The following is a 19,195-nucleotide window of genomic DNA, read 5'->3' as shown; positions in this document are numbered from 1 at the left end:
GAGCAGAGAGCTGATATGGATGACCTCAACACCTTGATCGCCTACTCCCGCAAGAACGCCCTGCGCCGGCTGATTCGTTGCTTGTTTGCGGAAAATATCCTGGATCGTTCGGCGCTGGCGTTTACCCACGACGGCCAGCAGGCCACCTACCCGCTCAAGCAGAAAGGCGCGCAGCTGTTTTTCTCCGAGATTGCGCTGGGCCCGGCCGACACGCTGGTCAATGACGGCGACGTGGTACTGCTGACGGCCGAAGGCGTGCGCCAGGTGATCACCCGCCATCAGGACCTGCTGGATGTACTGCGCGACAGTTTCGACTTCGAGCCCAGCGACGAAGGTGTGGCCGGTCTCAAGTCGGATATGGAAAACAGCCTGCGGAACGACGCCCACGCCCGTCAGTTTCGCCAACACTGGAACGCGCGCCTGGCGCAGGCCGCTCAACGCCAGGGCCTCAGCAGCCTCACCGATTACCTGCGTCGGCATGCGAGCACCAAGGACGCCGCGATCTTGCTGGATCAGTGGGGCTCGCTGGAAGGCCACCCCTACTACCCGACCTGGAAAGCCCGCCCCGGGCTGAATGACGCTGAGGTCGAGCAACTGTCTCCGGAATTCAACGCCCAGGTGCCCCTGCGGATAGCCGCCTTGCGTGCCGACATGGCCAAAAGCGAAAGCATGCCTCACGTGACCAACTACCCCGCCTGGTTCGCCAGCAATTTCCCGGCACACTGGGAGCAATGGAAAGCGGCGCTCAACGCCAAAGGCCTGGATGAAACGCAATGGCTGCCTCTGCCGATTCATGCCTGGCACTTGCAGGCCTATGTGCTCAAGACGTTTGCTGCGGAAATCGAAGAAGGCCTGCTGATCACTGAGGGGCCGGATATTCAGACGCTGCCGACCATGTCATACCGCACGATGATGCCGGTCCTGGACCACGCTGCACCGCTGATCAAATTGCCCATCGCGTTGTGGATGACCAGCGAGTTGCGCAGCCTGCAAGCCAAGTCGATCCATATGGGGCCGCGCATCAGCACGGTGATTACGCAAATCCTGGAAGCCGAAAACGGTTTCGACCAGCAACTGGAAATTTTCCCGGAAGAAATCGGCGTGCGCTATCGCCACGCAATCACCCAGGACGACGTACCGGGAAAACACCTGTCCGTGGTGTTTCGTGCCAGCCGGCAAGCGTTCGAACGCAGCGATGAGCGTCTGCCGATCACGGTGGCTTCGTTGTTCACCCGTTTACCGGGCAGCGGTCGGCCGCTGTTTACCGACCTGATCGAACGCGACGGGGTGCGTGCCGACGCCGCCAGCGTAGAACAGTGGTTTCGCCACTATGCCAAGGTCGTCACCCACCCCGTGGTGGCAATCTATCTGCTGTACGGGATCGGGCTCGAAGCGCACCAGCAGAACACCATGGTGCTGTTCTCACCCGATGGCGTGCCGCGCAGCCTGCTGATCCGCGATTTTGGCGATGGCAGAACCTACGCCCCCCTGCTGGAAGAACGCGGTTATACGTTACAGCCGCATGTGCAGCCTGGCATTCTGCCTACGGTATTTAGCGGCGATATCGAGCCGGTGCGCATGTTTGTACTGGACGCCGCGTTCCTCACCCACTTGCATGAAATGGCCCTGTGGCTGACCAAGGAGTACGGCATGGACAACACACGCTTGTGGGCAATATTGCGCGAGGAAACCGAAAACGCCTTTGCTGCCGTACGCGAGCGGGTCTCGCCGCAGGTGTGGGAGGTCGAGCGCCAGGCCTTTGTCGAGGATCCATGGCCTACCCGTTCGTTACTGCGTATGCATTTGATGCAGTATTCCAACTACCGTTTGCAGCACACCCTGACCAACCCGCTAGCTGCCGTTTAATCACCGAGGCCGTCTCATGTCCCAAGCAGGTGCCATCCAGGGTTCGCGTGTAAGAATCCTCATTTATCTTCTGTTCGCGATCCAGCTGGTCTCCATGGGCGCGATGGAAATGAGCGGGCCGTTCTGGCCCGTGCACCTGCGCGGGCTGGCGTCCTCGGAGTCGGTATTCAGCTTCGCCAGCATCGCCGTGTACGTCGGGCCGATGCTGGGCATCATGCTGACCAGTGCATTCTGGGGCCGTATCGGCGATCGCTACGGCCACAAACTGATGATGATCCGCGCACTCGCGGGGTTGTCCCTGACCCAGCTCGGGCTGGCCTTTTTCAGTGACATCTGGGTCATCCTGATCCTGCGTTTTCTGCAGGGCGCCTTTGCCGGCTATATAGCCCCGGCGCAGGCTTACGGGGTCAGTATCGAAGCGCCGTCGCGGCGGGCGCGGTTATTCGCGATCCTGCAGATCTCGACCAATGTCGGCTCACTGCTCGGTGCGGTCGTAGGCGGCCTGATCCTCGATTACGCGACGTTTTTCTGGATCAACATCGTCGCCTCGGTGCTCTGTGCACTCTGTACCGTCATCGCCGCCGTGACCTTGCCGGATGTGCCTCCCGTACCAAAAAAACCGACGGCGGCCACCCGCACGCCGGTCGCCGGCACCGACAGCGTATGGCGCAGCTCTCCCCTGCTGTCGCTGCTGTGCGTCATGGGCATCCTGCTGCTCGCGCGCATGCTGCCGCAGACCTCGTTCTCGCTGTACGTGAGCTCGACGTTCGAGGTCAACAACTCCGTCGTCGGCTTGTGCTACGGGTTGCTGGCGCTGGGCTTCATCCTGTCGGCAACGGCATGGTCGCGCTACTTCGAGCATCGTTCCCAGGCAGAAACCCTGCAACGCATCACATATGTCGTCATGGGCTGCATCGCCCTGACCGCCGTGGCGGGCGTAACGCGCAGCCCCGTGGTATTTATCGTCACCTACTTCATTTGGGGGGTGCTGCTGGGGGCGACCACCCCCGTGCTGATGGCGCTGGTCTCGAAAACCGCCGACAGCTCGCGACAAGGCTACGTACTGGGTATTGCCCAAAGCACTGCGCAGTTCGCCTCGATTGCCGGCATCTCCATCGGTGGCTTGCTGAGCCAGGTCTACGGCCTGCAATACACCTATCTTTTCGTGTGCCTGGCCTATGCAGTGGCGCTGATTCCCATGGTCGCGCTGCGGTACTGGTCGGTGTCCGCGCCTTCCAATGGCGTTGCAGGCAGCGACTGAACAAGGAGTAAGGGTTTGAACATTGAACAACTGCGTGCCGATACACCGGGTGTCGAGCATCTGATCCATTTCAATAATGCCGGTGCGGCGCTGATGCCTGAGCCGGTGGTCCAGGTCATGACCGGGCACCTGCAACAGGAGGCCCGCCTCGGCGGGTATGAAGCGGCCGCCCGATGCGCGCCTGAACTGGACAATGTCTACACCGCCATCGGGCGCCTGATCAATGCGCACCCCACTGAAATCGCAGTGGTCGAAAACGCCACCCGAGCCTGGGACATGGCCTTCTATTCACTGGCGCTCAAGCCCGGCGACGCCGTGCTGACCTCCATGACCGAATACGCCGGCAACTACATCCCATACCTGCAATTGAGGCAGCAGCGCGGGATCGAGATCCGGATCATCCCCAACGATGAACACGGCCAGGTGTGCCTCGCAGCCTTGGCGGCCATGCTTGAAGACGAGCGCGTCGCCCTGGTATCGCTGCCGATGATCGCCACCAACGGCGGGCCTGTGCAACCCGTCGAGCAGATCGGTGCCCTCGCCCGGGCGGCGGGTGTGTTGTTCCTGCTGGACGCTTGCCAGGGGGTGGGCCAGGTGCCGATCGATGTGCAAAAGATCGGCTGCCATATGCTCGCCGCCACCAGTCGAAAATACCTGCGCGGGCCGAGGGGCGTGGGGTTCCTGTACGTAGAACAATCCCTGTGCCAACGCCTGGAGCCGGTTTTTCTGGACCTGCATGCGGCGTCCTTGCTCACGGCAGACAGCTTTGAAATTCGTGCGGATGCGCGACGCTTTGAAAATTGGGAATGCAACGTTGCGGCCAAGCTGGGCCTGGGGGCCGCAGCGGAGTATGCGTTGGCGCAGGGTATCGAACCGATATGGCAGCGCATCCAGCACCTGGCGGGTTACTTACGCCATCGACTGACCGACGTGGCCGGTATCACCTCGCAGGACCTGGGCCCTGTAAAGTCCGGCATCGTCACCTTCAGTCATCGCCACCACAACGCCCCACAGGTGCAGCAGTGGCTCGCAGCGCAACCCAAACGCATCAACGTGAGCACTTCGACAGCAGGCTCGACCCTGCTCGACATGCAGCATAGGGGCTTGCTTGAGGTCAGCCGTGCATCGGTTCACGCTTACAACACCGAAGCTGAAATCGATTTGCTGATTAACGCCTTGATACGCCTGTCACACGCCTGATCACAGGACACGATGGCGCTTGCGCTCAAGCTGGTTTGTCAACTAGCATTGGGAATACTTCTCAATTACAAACAAATCTGCCGCCATGAGCGAAACCTCTTCCGCGAATCACCTCAATCACCTGCGCGCCATCGAGGCCCTGTACAGCGGGCATCACGGCTGGCTGTATGCCACGCTGAAGAGAAAACTGGGTAACGCGATGGATGCGGCGGATCTGGCCCAGGACACCTTCACTCGGATCCTGGCCTCACAGGTCACGGTGATTGACCAGCCACGGGCGTACCTGAGCTGCGTGGCCAAGGGCATCCTGGTCAACTGGTACCAGCAGCGCAAGGCACTGGAACGCGCCTACCTGGATGCGCTGGCGAACGTGCCCACCCACGAAGCGCCGTCGCCCGAGGCGCACTTCATGGTGCTGGAAACCCTGCACGAAATCGACGCCATGCTCGATACCCTGGCGCCCCTGGTCAAGCGCGCTTTCCTGCTGTCGCAGATCAACGGCCTCAAGTACGACGACATCGCCGAGCAGCTGGGTGTATCGCTGATCACCGTCAAGCGCTACATGAAACAGGCCTTCGTACAGTGCCTGATGCTGGTGGAGTGAATGCTCGGTCTGCGCAAGGAGCCGCCGCTGGACCCGCAGGTACTCGAAGAAGCCGCCGAGTGGCTGATGCGCTTGAGCGAACGCGAACTGAGCGAGCACGAGCGCGCCGAATGGGAGCGCTGGAAGGTCAGCAGCCCGGAGCGGGATCGCGCCTGGTCCCGTGCGCAATTGCTGCAGAGCAAGTTCGGCGGCCTGCCGCCCGCCCTGGCGATGTCGGCGCTGGACCGGCCAGACAGCCCTGAACGTCGTGCAGCACTGGGCAAGCTGGCGATCCTGCTGGCGCTGGCGCCCGCGGGTTGGGGGAGCTGGAAACTGGCGCAATCGCAGCAATGGTCAGCGGACTACCGCACCGACGTTGGCCAGCGCCGCGAACTGACCCTGGCCGATGGCTCGCGCATCACCCTGAACACCGCTACCGCCATCGACGTCGTATTCGACGACCGCCAACGGCTTATTCACCTGCGCGAAGGCGAAATCCTGGTGCAGACCGCCGTGGACACAGCCCCCCTGCCCCGGCCGTTCCTGATCAGCACCCGCCAGGGAAGCATGCAGGCGCTGGGCACACGGTTTACCGTGCGTGAAGTCAGCCCTCGCACCCATCTTGCGGTCATCGACGGCGCGGTGCGGGTGATATTGGCCGATAACCGCCAGACCCCGCCGCTGATCGTCAACGCCGGACAACGCACCGACTTCTCCTCACAGACCTTTGGTGACCTGGCGCCGACCGATCGCTACATCGGCTCATGGACCCAAGGCATGTTGATGGCCGACAAGATGCGCCTGGCGGATTTCGTCGCGGAACTGACGCGCTACCGCCGAGGCTTCCTGCGCTGTGATCCGGCCATCGCCGATTTGCGCATTTCCGGAGCCTTTCCGATCAGTGATACCGATCGCACCTTGAGCATGCTGGTGCACACTTATCCCGTGCTGGCGAACAGTCATTTGCGCGGTTACTGGGTCACCCTGTCGCCCGCCTGATCCCACGCAAAAATAAACGGCGGCCGGGGTGATACTTTTTTCGATCTCGACTGGCAAAGACAGGAACAGCCTTTTCCTCTCGTCCATGGGTCATCCTTTCATGCTCGTAGCACGGCCCCTGCGTCCGGCTCGTCCGCTCAAACCGATGGTGCACGGCGTCGTGCTCAGCCTGCTGCTGGCCGGTGCCATGTGCCCGTTGGCATTGGCGGAGGCACCGGCCCAATTGGATTCGGTCGCTGTGCAGGCCTACCACATCGCCCCCGGCCCGCTCGGCGCGACGCTCTCGAGCTTTGCCGTGGACGCCGGTATTGCCCTGTCGTTCCAGCCGTCGATCACGGAGGGCCTGATCAGCCCCGAACTGAACGGCACCTACTCCACGCAGGAAGCCGTCACGCGTTTGCTCGAAGGCAGCGGCCTGGAGATGGTATTGCGCAGCGATGGCAGCTACACCCTGGTACTGCGCCGGCTGACGCTGTCGGCGACCACGGTGGAGGCGGCGCAAAAACACACCGATAGCCTGCCGCCGGTGTACCCGGGCGGCCAGGTGGCCGAGGGCGGGCGTCTCGGCCTGCTCGGCAATACGGATGTGATGGACGCGCCGTTCAGCATCAGCACCTATACCGCGTCATTGATCAAAGACCAGCAGGCGACCACCGTGGGCGACGTGCTGGAGCGCGACTCTTCAGTCCGCTCCACCGGCCAGACGGGAGGGATCGTCGACTCATTCTTTATCCGCGGCTTTCCGGTGGGCGAAGGCAACCTCGGGGAACTGGCGTTCGACGGTGTGTACGGCGTGGCCTCCAATTACCGGGTATTCACCGACTACGCCGAACGCATCGAAGTGGTCAAAGGCCCTGGCGCCCTCCTCTACGGCATGTCACCCAACAGCGCCGTCGGTGGCGTGATCAACGTGGTCCCCAAGCGCGCCCTGGACGAGGACCTGACCCGCGTCACGGCCTCCTATGCCCAGGACCTGCAACTGGGCACCCATATCGATCTAAGTCGGCGGTTTGGCGAGGACCGGCGATTCGGCATGCGCGTCAACGGCCGCGTGCAGCAGGGTGACACTGTCATCGACAAGCAATCGCGGGATGTCGGGGTCAGTGCCATCGCCCTGGATTACCAGGGCGATCGCCTGCGCACCAGCCTGGACCTGATCAACCAGCAAGAGCAATTCGACGCGGCGTCACGGCCCTTCCTGATCGCGCCCGGCGTGCCGATTCCCCACGCCGCCAACGGGCGTACCAACGTCAGCCAGGCGTGGGGCTGGTCCAAGACTCGCGACGAGTCGGCATTGCTGGGTGGCGAGTATGACGTGAGCGACGCACTGACCCTGTTTGCCCATGCCGGCGGTGGGAAGTCGAACGTGGCACGCCTTTCCGACCAGACCCCGACTATCATCAACACCGCCGGCGACACCTCGTCGATCCCCGGCTATTACAAATTTAAAGTACGGCGCTACACGGTCGACAGCGGTGCCCGACTGCGTTTCGACACCGGGCCGATCAGCCACAGCACCACGCTGCAAGTCACGCGCTATCGCGATGAGTTGTCGCGCGGCATTATTTCCGGCCCGCCGATCCTGTCGAACATTTACCATCCTGTCTCACGACCCGAGGCCGACATTGCCACGCCGGCCACGCCGAAAGTCTCGGCGACCGAATTGTCCGGCGTCGCGGTTGCCGACACCTTGTCGATGCTCGATCAACGCCTGCAGGTGACGGCCGGCCTGCGCAAACAGACCATCCGCTCCAACAACTACAACGCGGCAGGCGCGGTGACCACGGCTTACGACGACGGCAGGACCACGCCGCTGTTCGGCGCAGTTGTCCGGCCCTGGGAGCATGTGTCGTTTTACTACAACTACCTGGAAGGCTTGAGCAAAGGCGATATCGCCCCCGCCACGGCCTCGAACGCGGGCCAGATCTTTGCCCCCTACGTCTCACGCCAGCATGAGGTCGGGGTCAAGCTCGACTACGGCACGGTCATGTCCACACTCGCGCTGTTCCAGATCACCAAACCCAGTGGCGAGCTGTCAGGCACCACCTTTGCGGTACAAGGCGAACAGCGCAACCGGGGTCTCGAACTCAACGTATCCGGTGAGGCCGGCCAAGGCATACGCCTGCTCGGCGGGGTGACGCTGCTGGATGCACAACTGACCAAAAGCGCGGTTGCGGCCAACCGGGGCAATACCCCGGTGGGGGTGCCGAAGGTGCAAGCCAACCTCTGGGCCGAGTGGGACGTGCCCTGGGTCGAGGGGCTGACGCTAACCAGCGGGGCGTTGTACACCGGCAGCCAATATGTGAACCAGGCCAACACCCAGCAGTTGGCCCCCTGGACCCGCTTCGACATGGGCGTGCGCTACAGCACGCGCATCGCCCAGCGGCCGACGACCTTCCGCGCCACGGTACAGAACGTGTTCGACCGTGAATATTGGTCGGGCGTCGCCTCCTACGGTGCGTTCTCTCAAGGCTCGCCACGCACCCTTCTACTGTCGACCACGGTCGATTTCTGAAACCTTCGGCCCGGCACGGCAAGCTGCACCGCCACCCGGCCCGACCATTGCAAAGGCTTTAACCATGGTTACCATTGTTCGACGCAGCCACGCCTTAGCCGGGCTGCTGCTTGCGGGTTTGTTGGGATGGGCGCTGCCGTCAACGGCCGCCGAGCCGCAGGCACCACGCAGCACCGTCACCGATTTGCTCGGGCGCCAGGTCAAGGTGCACCTGCCGGTCCGGCGGGTGATTCTCGGGGAAGGCCGTCAGTTGTACCTGGTTGCCGCGCTGGATACGCAAAACCCCATCGAGCGAATCGTCGGCTGGCGCAAGGACCTGATCCAGTCCGACCCGGACACCTATGACGCTTACCTGCGTAAATTTCCCGCCATCGCCAACATCCCCACCTTTGGCGGCTTTGAAGACGGCACTTTCGATATCGAGCAGGCCATCTCCCAGCGCCCGGACGTGATCATCCTCAATATCGAGGCCCAGCACGCGACCGAGGACGCCCGCTATATCGAAAAGCTCGATGCCCTGGGGATTCCGGTGGTGTACGTCGACTTTCGCAACCACCCGATGCAGAACACCGAACCGACCATGCGCCTGTTCGGCCAGTTGTTCGGCAAAGAGGCGCGTGCCGAAGCGTTTATCGACTTTCGCAACCAGCAGATCCGCCGCGTCACCGACGTGATCAACGCGCAGCACCCTTCGCGCCCCAGCGTGTTCATCGAGCGTATCGGTGGCTACACCGACGATTGCTGCTTGAGTTTCGGCAATGAAAACTTTGGTCTGTTCGTCGATATGGCGGGTGGCAATAACATCGCCAGAGGCGTTATTCCCACCACCTTTGGCCAGCTGAATCCCGAGCAAGTGATCGTCGCCAACCCGGAACAGGTGGTGGTCACCAGTGCCAACTGGGAAGCCTTTGCCCCCGGTGGCCACTGGGTCGGGGTGGGTCCCGGTGCCGACATGGCCCAAGCCCGGCGCAAACTGGCCTGGTATACCCAACGCCCGGCCTATGCCGGGATCAAGGCCCAGGATGACCAGGCGTTCCATGCCATCTGGCACCAGTTCTACAACAGCCCTTATCAGTTCGTGGCCATCCAGCAGTTGGCCAAGTGGTTTCATCCGACACTGTTTACCGACCTGGACCCTGAAGCCTCGTTTCGCGAATTGCACGAGCGATTCCTGCCGGTGCCCTATGAGCCGGGTTACTTCGTGAGCCTCAAGCCATGAGTGCCGTGATCCAACGCGACACCTACCGGGCCCTGGTGCTGCGCAAACGCCTGATCCTCGGTGGCCTGCTCTTGCTGCTGTTGTGCAGTGTGCTGCTTGACCTGGCCCTGGGGCCGGCGCGCTACAGCTTCAATGAAGTACTCGGTGCACTGTTTGCGCCGGACAGTGCGCCGGCACAGGTTCGCGTGGTGATGTGGGACATCCGCCTGCCGATCGCGCTGATGGCGGTTGCCGTGGGTGCGGCGTTGTCACTGGCCGGCGCGCAGATGCAGACCATCCTCAACAACCCGCTGGCCAGCCCCTTCACCCTGGGCATTTCCGCCGCCGCAAGTTTTGGTGCAGCCATGGGGCTGGCGTTTGGTGTGGCGCTGTTTCCGTTGGCGGCGCAGTACATGGTGCCGGTCAACGCGTTCATCATGGCCATGCTGTCGGCGTTGCTGATTCACTTCCTGAGCATGCGTCGCGGGGTCACTGCGGAAACCATCGTGCTGCTGGGGATCGCCCTGGTCTTCACGTTTAACGCGTTATTGGCCCTGGTGCAGTTTTTCGCCACCGAGCAAGCCGTGGCGGCCGTGGTGTTCTGGACCATGGGCAGCCTGACCAAAGCCACCTGGCCCAAACTCGGGGTGATCTGCCTGGTGATCGTGATCACCCTGCCGATCTTTGCCAAGCGCGCCTGGGCCCTGACCGCACTGCGACTGGGTGACGACAAGGCCGCCAGCTTCGGGATCAACGTACGCAGCCTGCGTTTTCAGACGCTGATCATGGTCAGCCTGCTCGCCTCGTTCCCCGTGGCCTTTGTAGGCACCATCGGCTTTATCGGGCTGGTCGGCCCGCATATTGCGCGGATGTTGATCGGCGAGGACCAACGCTTCTTCCTGCCGGCCTCGCTGCTGACCGGCGCACTGATTCTGTCCGCCAGTTCAGTGGTGAGCAAAACCCTGATCCCCGGCGCCATCTTCCCGATCGGCGTGGTCACTTCGCTGATCGGCGTGCCGTTCTTCATATCACTGATCCTCAGCGGGAAGAAAAACACATGGTGAAGATTCAGCTGCAAGACCTGGGTGCCCGCTATGGCCAGCGCACGATCATCCGTGGCGTTACCACCGCCGCGTTCACCGGCGGCCAAGTGGTCGCGGTGGTGGGGCCCAATGCGGCGGGCAAGTCCACCCTGTTCAAACGCATGGCCGGGCTGATCGACGGGCCTGGACAGGTGATCCTGCAGGACTCGAAAAAGGGCCGGCAGGGCATCTGCTACATGCCCCAGGGCTTGAATGCCAGTGCGCGGTTGACGGTCTATGAATCGGTACTCCTGGCCCGCAAGCAACTGTCGCCGCAATGGACCGTCCACGATGACGAGTTGAACCTGGTGGACGAAATGCTCGAGGCCCTTGGCATCAGCGACTTGTCCTTTCGCAACTTGGGCGAACTCAGCGGCGGCCAGCAGCAACTGGTGTCCATCGCCCAGACCTTGGTGCGCGAACCGGAAATCCTGCTGATGGACGAACCCACCAGCGCCCTCGACATGCATCGCCAGGTGCAAGTGTTGAACTTCATGGGCGCACTGGCCCGCCAACAGCAGGTCATCGTGTTTATTGCCCTGCATGACCTGAACCAGGCGTTGCGCTTTGCCGACCAGGTATTGGTGATTGCCGACGGCACCGCCCAGGGCAGCGGCGCGAGTCATGAGGTGATCACCGAACGCATGCTGCGCGAGGTATACCAGGTTGAGGCGCGGATCGAGCAGTGCAGTCGGGGACAACGGCATATCTTGATCGACGGGATAACCGGATAGCTCATAGCCGCTGATCAGTCACGCAGCCTGTCGCCAGACACTTGGTGCCGCCCGTCCTCCAATGGGTTTGCGCAGAAACGAAAAAAGACGCCGAAGCGTCTATCACGTAAATCACTGTCTAGTCCTGAAATAGGTTTGTAACCGTCCGGCCAATTGCGTAACGCTTTTCAAACTCTACCGGTGAAAGTTGACAGTTGATTGTTGAAACCATGCCGGCGTTTTGCGTTGTAGAACATCTCGATGTAATCGAACACATCACTACGAGCATCTTCGCGCGTGGAATAGATTTTCCGCTTGATCCGTTCCCGCCTTAGAAGCTGGAAAAAGCTCTCGGCCACGGCGTTGTCATGACAGTTGCCTCGGCGACTCATGCTGGCAACCAAATTGTTCGCTTTCAAAAAACTGCGCCAATCGGAGCTGCTGTACTGGGCAGCCGCAACTTTCGATAGCGGCTGTGGCGTTATCGCATGCGTCAGAGTATGAGCCGCCGAGGAAACTGCTGGGATAATGCGCCGATGGAGCGGGTTTTTAGCAGCTTGAAAACAGAGTGGATGCCAACCACTGGCTACATGACCGGCCACCAGGCTCAGAGAGACATTAGCCAGTACCTGATGCATCACTACAACTGGATCCGACCTCATCAATTTAACGATGGATTGGCCCCCACGAAAACGGAAGAAAAACTCAAAACCGTGTCCGGGATGAGTTGACCACTACAGGCGGCTCTGGTGTGTATTTACTGGAGAGCTTATCCCCGAGAAAATATTTTCTTGACAAAATAATTATCGATGATTAGCCTCCTACCTAACGTAATAATTTTTTACTTATATATGGTTATAAATATAAACTATTAGGATATGTGCAAAGCCAAAAACGATAAGACCTCGCAGCTTATGGAGTTTAATTAGCTGTGTCGTACGCGTGCAACCCGGAGAGTCGGGCGAAAAGCCCGCCACTGTTCTGTGCATGCGACGCTTTGCGGTAAATCGCCATGGTCTTGGCGAGATTCTCGCCTTGCCACGCGATAGCAGCTACTTGATCCGGGTTTCCTTAATTGGCCCCCGTCCTTGAAGCGCTCAGCCAATAATCTTGCGAAAGCATGGCAGCCATATTTAATTTTTAAATAGCATTGATTTTTTGTAGACATGGAATGTCAACTTAAAGACCTTTTATCTCTGATATAGGTACCTGAAATGGACGTCGGAAAATGACCGCATCAACTATAAATCCTCTCTCCAAGCTTCATACCCCTTACGAGGAAACAGATCTTGTTTGCCTCCCCTCCTTTGCAGCAAAAAGGCTTCGTTGTCTTATTTCGGCGCCATAAATTCTTAGCAGCGGTTTGTGTCGCTTTTCCTTTGTAACATCTTAGAGGATCAGAAACACTCAACTTTTTCGGCGCCGGCGATTTATTGCCCACACATATTAAAACCCTTAAATCTGTTGCAGTCATGGTTATTTCATGGCGTAAAATCCAATTAATAGATTGGCAGCATAGGAAGCTAAGAGAGAAGCGTCTGTCCATACCCAGTATCACTCTCTGCTCCAAGCCAAAGCCAGTTGAGGTGGATCTGATAATATCAATCGCGCTTACACGTGCGCGAAATGCTAATAAAAAATACTTGCACTAGATGCTTGCGAAAGGAAATCATGGAATGATTGTTACAGATGTAAAACTCGTGGATATAAATTTTTTACGCCCGCATGAAGACATTGACGAAGCCAACCTCACATCTCTTACAGAGAAGATCCATAAAAATGGCGCCTGGGATACTCCCATAATCATTGATAAGGAAAGTGGGATAATTATGGATGGGCACCATCGCTATAATTTCGCTCTTACGTCGGGTTTATCCCGGGTTCCATGTTATGAAATGTCATACTCGTCAGAAAAGGTAAGGGTGTATGACTGGAAAACCGGCCTCCCTTTTGCGTACCAACAAATCTTTAAATCTGTCGAGTCTGGAAAGATTTTTCCTCCTAAAACCACTCGCCACGATTTTTCTGAACAATTTGCCACAGTGAACATCGAACTAACACGGCTGTATTAGGCATCTGGTAACGCAGAAAGGCGTAATGACGACTGCCCGAGCGCAACAACTTAGTAACTATAAACACTTACCATGAATAATCAGGTCATTTGACACTATGATTATTGAACCGTCTAGACTTTAAAGACCCCGAAGCATATGGAAATCACGAGGTTATCTATGTCGTTTGCTAAAAAGAACATTATTGATGGACTAACTGTCACTCCGCTCGTCACACTTTCAAAAATCAACAAAGCAATGGGTACAAACGTCATTGTCAAACTGGAAAAAAATAACCCTGGTGGAAGCATCAAGGATAGAGCCGCTGCTTATATTATCGAGGAGGCCGAGAAAAAGGGCCAACTCAAGCCTGGAGGCACGATCATTGAGTCGTCTTCAGGTAACTTTGCAATCAGCCTGGCTATGATCGGTGCAGTGAGTGGATATCGGGTTATTGCGCTTGTAGACCCTAAGGCCACCGAAACCAATAAAGCGCTCATGAAAGCTTACGGAGCTGAGGTCATTACTGTAACGGAAAAAGACGATACAGGCTCTTATCATAAAACCAGAATCAAATTAGCCAATGATTTATCAAGGGAAATTCCTGGTAGCTATCGACCTGATCAGTGTTTTAATGTCCTCAGTTCGTTAGCGCATTACCACTCAACTGCAAAAGAGATCCATGAACAAACATATGGGCAAATCGGAGGCGTCGTTTGCGCCGTCAGTACAGGAGGCCAGATTGGAGGCATTTCGGAATACTTCAACGAGTGCCTTCCTGACGTCAAGGTTACCTGCGTGGACGCATATGGTTCCTCCGTATTCGGCGGGCCATGCCATGCTTATAAAATCCCTGGAGTTGGACTTGGCTGGACACCAAGGAACATAAACGACGTTTCAAAGATCGATTACTTTTATCGAGCAAGAGATGAATCCTCCTACATAGCTGCCCGCCTACTGTGTCGCCATGAAGGGATTTTGGTCGGAGTCTCCTCGGGAGCCGTTCTTCTGGCGGCACTTAATTTATCTTTACGCATCGGGAGCCATAAACCTGTTGTGGCCATTTTGGGCGATAGCGGGGAAAGATATTTGGATACTCTTTACAATGACGCCTGGCTTAAAGACAATAATATTGATACAGGGCTTGAACTCCATAAATTACAGGCGCTCGTTGAAACCATGGACAGACCTATAGAATCACCTGATATAGAGAGTAATTACAGGGATGATTTGATCAGCATCCTGGAAGTCCCTGACACGACTATAACTCATTTTAGCATGCTGGAAGGCCGAAATTGAGCACATGAATAATCATATTGTCTTCGCCGTGAGCTTTATCCTGTCATTTGTTAACTTTATGATTTTCTACAGCTACCCTTTCAAGCTAGAGGAATTAGGCATAGAAAATGGGGTGGTCGGGTTAATTGTGGGAGGTGCGACTGTCCTTACCCTGATAATGAGGCTCGTGTCAGGTGTACTCATAGATCGCATTAGGCCGAGATGGGCATTATTTATTACTGCGCTTCTGTACTGTGGCTCTTTGCTCCTCATAAATTTTAACTGGGTTTCATCGGTTATCATGGGGCGGCTGGCACAAGGGGCTCTCTTGGGAGGGATGTCTACACTACTCATGTATTATTCAATTGCATTCAGTAATAATGCAGTTGAGAAATCAAAAAATGTTTCGATGATCACATTTTTCAATGTTCTACCTACGTGCCTTGCACCATTTGTAGCGCTTAAAATCACCCAGACTTGGGGAGGGGGGAGCGTTTCACTGGCTGGATTAGTGCTATTTTTGACCTGCCTGTTGTTTACATTTGTCTTGGATATTCAACAGAACTCTGTTGACGTGCCTTCAGCCGCTGACAGAACCTTACCACCAAAAGGAATAACACATGTCATTGCAGACCAAAACATAAGAACAGCAGTTATTATATTGGCACTGATATACGTCATAAGCGGAACCACGGTTACTTTCTTGCCATTTTTTCTTATTAAAAAAGGCATGAAAGATCCCTCTTGGTATTTTCTAGCGTTCACCATCTGTATGATGTTGCCTAGACTTTTTTTGAATAAATATCTACCAAAGGACAGCCGATTCCCAACGCAAATTCTAACGGTTTGCGTGGCTTCTGCCATATTCGGAACGTTTTCGAATTACCTGTTGGCGGGCAGCAGTCTTGTGTACATCGGGGCAGTTTTTTGTGGAGCGGCTCTTGGGCTTATCTACCCTGCGGTCATGTCATACGTTGTCTGTAGCGTAGATCAGCCGTTGGTTGGAACCTCATCCTCCGTCGTTGCTGCCTCTGCAGATATTGGTGTTATTGCTTCTAATGTTGGCTTGGGCATTGCCAGTGTTGCGTTCGGTGAAGACACTGCGATGATATTGCCAATTAGTACATCCTGTATAGCCTTAGCATTTATTATCTCCAGGGTTTGGGCGCAGAACTCCATTCACAAGGAAGCTTCATTATGAAAACTGTTGTATTTTTGTCCGACTACGAAGACGAAATTGAATATCAAGCGGTATTTGAAGTCCTCTCGAAATGGGGCATCAGAGGCATTACAGCTAAGCCACGTGAAATCTGTATAACAAATGGAGCCGAAGGGTCTTCTTTTCTTTTTCGCGGCGCCCCCCTGCAACCAAACCTCGTGGTCGGGTACGCGTATGAAGATGATTTGATTACAGCAATGAAGTTAATGAAGTTATGGCAGATGATGGGCGTTACAGTCCTAAACGATGCCGAAACACTATTTTGCGGCCAAAACAAGGATTTATCGTCGGCAATGCTTAACAGCAACGCAGAAGTACGGCACTTGCCATATTATAAATTCCTCGAGTTACCTTCAGAAAAAGCACTTCATTCTATTGGCTTTCCATTGGTTGCTAAACCTGTGAACGGCGCCTGTGGACGCGGATTATTTAAGCTTGATTCATATTTAGAATTTTGCGATTGGTTCAAGGAGCATGAACATCTTATAAAGGACTACTATGTTCAGCCCTACATTAAAAAGAAAAACAACGAAGACTTTAGAGTGGTAGTTGTTAACCATGTCGCTAAATATGCATACTCGCGACGTGGTGCGAACGGTAGCTGGATTACTAATCTCATGAAGGACGGTACTGGCAAGACGTTCACTATTGACACATTGCCTCAGGAGCTTGTTCTCATGGCGGAGAAAAGCTCTATCGCAGCAAAGTCACTCTTTTGTGGTGTTGATATAGCTATGGACTCGTCAGGAGCCCCTTTTATCATTGAAATAAATACCTGCCCCGCGATTAAAATTAGTCGATATATTCCAGGAGCCGATACGCTTGTTGAACAAGCATACGCCGAGTTCATTCGCCAAGTGTTGATTGATCATGACATTTGAGCCTTTTCAAAGTAACCCGGAACGTGATGCAATCATGCAAGCCCTTATCACAGGGTGGGCTAAATCTCGGGGAGGATCGCATGTTTCGGTCACGCACGGGAGTGGAATATCTCATTGCATTTTTGAATACCCTATAGGCAAAAGAGCCCGTGACAGGGAAACATTTTGTTGGGGAGGGCTTGAACTTGTCGACTCTGTTACTGAGTTTCATCAGAGCAAACATCATTTCCTTAGTGTTTTCGGTATTGACGTGAAAACCCATGAGCGCCTTCTGATGAAGGGATATGATATCGTTGCGCGGGAAACGCATATGTATAAGTCGATCTCGAAGAATGCGCCCTCCCCTTGCTGTGCTGTCAATCGAGTCCTCAGTCAGGAGGAGGCTGACTGGTATAACGCTCAAAAAGGATCGATATTTATCCAGCCTGAGCATATTGCTGATCCGGACGTGTACGACTTTTATACCCGTGAACGGGGCATTATGACGTCTCATGCGAGAGCGATTCGTGTCGGAACCTTCTTGGTTGTTGATGACGTTCAAACACACCCGGACTTTCGCAGAAAAGGACTTGCCTCCTATTTACTGGCGACCATCACTTCTGTCGCTCAACAGAACCAAATGTACGCGCTAACCCTTATTTCAAGCGATGAGGGGCTACCGTTATATTCCCGTGACAATTATGAAAAAGGTCTTTCTCTCACCGTTTACAGCTCATCGCATTAACAGAAGGAGATAATGATGAATATCATAGCACTTGAAGCATTAACCTTTGGCCTCGGCCGTTTGGCTGCGGCCTCACGAAAACATGGCTGTTCGCTAACGCTTTTCACACGTGACAAAACAGTATATGACTATGAGTTATCCTTGCTCGACGAGCAGAATATCAAGGTTGTAGAAATCGACACATTCGATGATCATGCCGTCGTTGAGATGATCAGAAATGAGAAGGACGTCGTAGCATTACTCAGTTCAACGGATACTTGGAGTTTGCATTGCCTTGACGTGAGTAAAAGTCTAGGATTACCCGCTCAGAACGCAGATGCAGTCCGAATAGCCCGAGACAAATACCAGCTGCGTAATCGCCTCTATGAGGCTGGCCTGTCTTCTGCCAAAAGTCAATTGGTGGATCCTAGAAAATTTGATAATGAGTCAGTAATTAAAGACATCAGCTATCCGTGCATAGTTAAAGATACTGCTGGAACTGGCAGCCAGAACGTATGGATCGCTTATGACAAGGAGGACTTGCTACAAACTCTTGATAAGGCTGCTCAAGAAGTCCTTCGCGGCCAGATCGCCATTGAACCCTTCTTTTCGGGTACGCTCTATAGTCTTGAAACGCTTAGTTGGAAGGGTGAGACACGTGTAATTGCGTTGACGAGCCGGATTACCTCTCAGGAACCTTATTTCCGCGAGGAGGCTTTCTCATCACCGGTAACTATCAACCATTCAATAAGCGCAGCGCTGGAGGTATGGATTGATAATGTCTTGAAAAGTATCGGATACGGTAATGGCTTTGCGCATACGGAGTTCATGATAACCGATACGGGTTTTGAGGTGATCGAAATCAATCCTCGTCTGGGCGGCGTGCAAATCGGTGAGGCGCTGTGTCAATCTCTTGATATTAATATTTATGAAGCTTGGATTGAGATGGCGTTAAATAAAAGGCCAGCTCTTATGGATGTACCACTTAATATTCACAAGGGGATTGGCCAGTTAATTATTTATGCCACGGAAACGGGCGAGTTTTCCCATATCGAAGGACTCGACAGGTTGAGTGCTCATCCCGGAAGCCCACGCTTTTATCCAACGGCTTACAGTGGAAAGTCAATAAGCACCATTGTCGACCAACGAGCTAGTATCGGAATACTTTTGGCTGAAGGTGAAACTTCAGAAGTTGCGCTGCTTAATGTATTCGCAGCAAGGAACAAAATACGTGTAGTTATGAAGGGTTAAATTCTAATTGCATACCATGTAGAAACTCAGACTTAATCTGACAGTTATTGAATTTGCGGTCGTGACTGTCAGGTCAAATTCAGTTGATCATTTTGGCCTGCCAGTTTTTTTCATCCGTAAACGTCTCAACCGGTGTGCGATCGCAACTGCTCGGCCAGTTCAGGCCTTGCGGCTTGGCAGCGACATGCAGACGTTCGGCCTGTGGCGCGATCCAGAAATGGTCGGTGATCCCATCGAAGCCAGCGGCGGCAATCCTCTCCAGCTGCGCCTCGGTGGACGCGGTTCGACGATTTCCGGATCGCGGCCGACGACGATGGTGTCAGGTCGCGGGTATCACATCCATCCGTCCCTCTTTGGCGAATGCAAAACCCACGCCTGGTACAGTGAAACGCCCA

The 19,195-nt window shown here is 55.5% G+C and carries 15 protein-coding genes and 3 pseudogenes; 16 read left to right on the top strand and 2 right to left on the bottom strand.

Annotated features, from left to right (window positions below):
• The first annotated feature begins 15 nt into the window (after nt 1-15).
• The 9 genes from J3D60_RS00805 to J3D60_RS00765 all read left to right on the top strand — a co-directional run bounded on the left by J3D60_RS00805 (nt 16) and on the right by J3D60_RS00765 (nt 11,438).
• Nucleotides 16-1,866 (top strand): IucA/IucC family siderophore biosynthesis protein, encoded by a 1,851-nt coding sequence (locus tag J3D60_RS00805; RefSeq protein ID WP_253488746.1) that lies wholly within the window; start codon nt 16-18, stop codon nt 1,864-1,866.
• A gap of 16 nt (nt 1,867-1,882) precedes the next feature.
• Nucleotides 1,883-3,127, top strand: a complete 1,245-nt coding sequence (locus J3D60_RS00800; protein ID WP_253488743.1) for an MFS transporter — start codon at nt 1,883-1,885, stop codon at nt 3,125-3,127.
• A 15-nt stretch (nt 3,128-3,142) separates the two neighbouring features.
• Nucleotides 3,143-4,327 carry an aminotransferase class V-fold PLP-dependent enzyme gene (locus tag J3D60_RS00795; RefSeq protein WP_253488741.1) on the top strand — a complete coding sequence of 395 codons (1,185 nt, stop codon included), beginning with the start codon at nt 3,143-3,145 and terminating at the stop codon, nt 4,325-4,327.
• An 85-nt stretch (nt 4,328-4,412) separates the two neighbouring features.
• Nucleotides 4,413-4,931, top strand: coding sequence for a sigma-70 family RNA polymerase sigma factor (locus J3D60_RS00790; protein WP_253488738.1), 519 nt, complete (start codon nt 4,413-4,415; stop codon nt 4,929-4,931).
• Nucleotides 4,932-5,909 carry a FecR domain-containing protein gene (locus J3D60_RS00785; protein ID WP_065939571.1) on the top strand — a complete coding sequence of 326 codons (978 nt, stop codon included), beginning with the start codon at nt 4,932-4,934 and terminating at the stop codon, nt 5,907-5,909. It abuts the gene before it with no gap.
• A gap of 100 nt (nt 5,910-6,009) precedes the next feature.
• Nucleotides 6,010-8,424, top strand: coding sequence for a TonB-dependent receptor (locus J3D60_RS00780; RefSeq protein WP_253488735.1), 2,415 nt, complete (start codon nt 6,010-6,012; stop codon nt 8,422-8,424).
• Nucleotides 8,425-8,488: 64 nt separating this feature from the next.
• Complete coding sequence (locus J3D60_RS00775; protein ID WP_253488732.1) at nt 8,489-9,643, top strand: ABC transporter substrate-binding protein; 1,155 nt, start codon at nt 8,489-8,491, stop codon at nt 9,641-9,643.
• Entirely contained in the window at nt 9,640-10,686 is a 1,047-nt protein-coding gene (locus tag J3D60_RS00770; RefSeq protein WP_065926092.1) for an iron ABC transporter permease, read from the top strand. Before J3D60_RS00775 ends, J3D60_RS00770 begins: the two co-directional genes overlap by 4 nt.
• Nucleotides 10,680-11,438 (top strand): ABC transporter ATP-binding protein, encoded by a 759-nt coding sequence (locus J3D60_RS00765; RefSeq protein ID WP_065939567.1) that lies wholly within the window; start codon nt 10,680-10,682, stop codon nt 11,436-11,438. Before J3D60_RS00770 ends, J3D60_RS00765 begins: the two co-directional genes overlap by 7 nt.
• A 118-nt stretch (nt 11,439-11,556) precedes the next feature.
• On the opposite strand, the pseudogene J3D60_RS00760 reads toward J3D60_RS00765, so the two are convergent.
• Nucleotides 11,557-11,869 (bottom strand): annotated as a pseudogene (locus J3D60_RS00760) (IS3 family transposase); the annotation flags it as partial.
• On the opposite strand from J3D60_RS00760, the pseudogene J3D60_RS00755 reads away from it, so the two are divergent.
• The 7 genes and pseudogenes from J3D60_RS00755 to J3D60_RS00725 form a co-directional block, all read left to right on the top strand.
• Nucleotides 11,867-12,148: pseudogene (locus tag J3D60_RS00755) on the top strand (integrase core domain-containing protein); the annotation flags it as partial. The pseudogenes J3D60_RS00760 and J3D60_RS00755 overlap by 3 nt on opposite strands.
• Nucleotides 12,149-13,093: 945 nt before the next feature.
• Complete coding sequence (locus J3D60_RS00750; protein WP_065939566.1) at nt 13,094-13,489, top strand: ParB N-terminal domain-containing protein; 396 nt, start codon at nt 13,094-13,096, stop codon at nt 13,487-13,489.
• Between the two features lie 159 nt (nt 13,490-13,648).
• A complete protein-coding gene (locus J3D60_RS00745; protein WP_065939751.1) occupies nt 13,649-14,767 on the top strand; it encodes a cysteine synthase family protein in 1,119 nt (372 codons plus the stop codon).
• 4 nt (nt 14,768-14,771) lie between these two features.
• Nucleotides 14,772-15,947 (top strand): MFS transporter, encoded by a 1,176-nt coding sequence (locus tag J3D60_RS00740; protein ID WP_253488729.1) that lies wholly within the window; start codon nt 14,772-14,774, stop codon nt 15,945-15,947.
• On the top strand, nt 15,944-16,846 hold the full coding sequence (locus J3D60_RS00735; protein ID WP_065939564.1) for a RimK family alpha-L-glutamate ligase: 903 nt from the start codon (nt 15,944-15,946) through the stop codon (nt 16,844-16,846). Before J3D60_RS00740 ends, J3D60_RS00735 begins: the two co-directional genes overlap by 4 nt.
• 34 nt (nt 16,847-16,880) lie before the next feature.
• On the top strand, nt 16,881-17,570 hold the full coding sequence (locus J3D60_RS00730) for a GNAT family N-acetyltransferase (RefSeq protein WP_253488727.1): 690 nt from the start codon (nt 16,881-16,883) through the stop codon (nt 17,568-17,570).
• Nucleotides 17,571-17,585: 15 nt separating this feature from the next.
• The gene (locus J3D60_RS00725) at nt 17,586-18,800 is read left to right on the top strand and encodes an ATP-grasp domain-containing protein (protein ID WP_253488716.1); all 1,215 of its coding nucleotides are present in this window, start codon (nt 17,586-17,588) and stop codon (nt 18,798-18,800) included.
• 160 nt (nt 18,801-18,960) lie between these two features.
• Here J3D60_RS00725 and J3D60_RS00720 read toward each other — a convergent pair.
• A pseudogene (locus tag J3D60_RS00720) lies at nt 18,961-19,071 on the bottom strand (sugar phosphate isomerase/epimerase); the annotation flags it as partial.
• Nucleotides 19,072-19,195 lie beyond the last annotated feature (124 nt).

The organism is Pseudomonas sp. S3E17 (assembly GCF_024168685.1).
Lineage (GTDB): Bacteria > Pseudomonadota > Gammaproteobacteria > Pseudomonadales > Pseudomonadaceae > Aquipseudomonas > Aquipseudomonas marginalis.
The sequence above is the reverse complement of the archived record's forward strand: the minus strand, read 5'-3'. Positions and strand labels throughout refer to the sequence as shown.

Excerpts from the sequence above, each read along its gene's own strand:
- J3D60_RS00805 (WP_253488746.1), top strand. The coding sequence starts at position 16 with ATGGATGACCTCAACACCTTGATCGCCTACTCCCGCAAGAACGCCCTG.
- J3D60_RS00800 (WP_253488743.1), top strand. The coding sequence starts at position 1,883 with ATGTCCCAAGCAGGTGCCATCCAGGGTTCGCGTGTAAGAATCCTCATT.
- J3D60_RS00790 (WP_253488738.1), top strand. The coding sequence starts at position 4,413 with ATGAGCGAAACCTCTTCCGCGAATCACCTCAATCACCTGCGCGCCATC.
- J3D60_RS00785 (WP_065939571.1), top strand. The coding sequence starts at position 4,932 with ATGCTCGGTCTGCGCAAGGAGCCGCCGCTGGACCCGCAGGTACTCGAA.
- J3D60_RS00780 (WP_253488735.1), top strand. The coding sequence starts at position 6,010 with ATGCTCGTAGCACGGCCCCTGCGTCCGGCTCGTCCGCTCAAACCGATG.
- J3D60_RS00775 (WP_253488732.1), top strand. The coding sequence starts at position 8,489 with ATGGTTACCATTGTTCGACGCAGCCACGCCTTAGCCGGGCTGCTGCTT.
- J3D60_RS00770 (WP_065926092.1), top strand. The coding sequence starts at position 9,640 with ATGAGTGCCGTGATCCAACGCGACACCTACCGGGCCCTGGTGCTGCGC.
- J3D60_RS00765 (WP_065939567.1), top strand. The coding sequence starts at position 10,680 with ATGGTGAAGATTCAGCTGCAAGACCTGGGTGCCCGCTATGGCCAGCGC.
- J3D60_RS00750 (WP_065939566.1), top strand. The coding sequence starts at position 13,094 with ATGATTGTTACAGATGTAAAACTCGTGGATATAAATTTTTTACGCCCG.
- J3D60_RS00745 (WP_065939751.1), top strand. The coding sequence starts at position 13,649 with ATGTCGTTTGCTAAAAAGAACATTATTGATGGACTAACTGTCACTCCG.
- J3D60_RS00740 (WP_253488729.1), top strand. The coding sequence starts at position 14,772 with ATGAATAATCATATTGTCTTCGCCGTGAGCTTTATCCTGTCATTTGTT.
- J3D60_RS00735 (WP_065939564.1), top strand. The coding sequence starts at position 15,944 with ATGAAAACTGTTGTATTTTTGTCCGACTACGAAGACGAAATTGAATAT.
- J3D60_RS00730 (WP_253488727.1), top strand. The coding sequence starts at position 16,881 with ATGCAAGCCCTTATCACAGGGTGGGCTAAATCTCGGGGAGGATCGCAT.
- J3D60_RS00725 (WP_253488716.1), top strand. The coding sequence starts at position 17,586 with ATGAATATCATAGCACTTGAAGCATTAACCTTTGGCCTCGGCCGTTTG.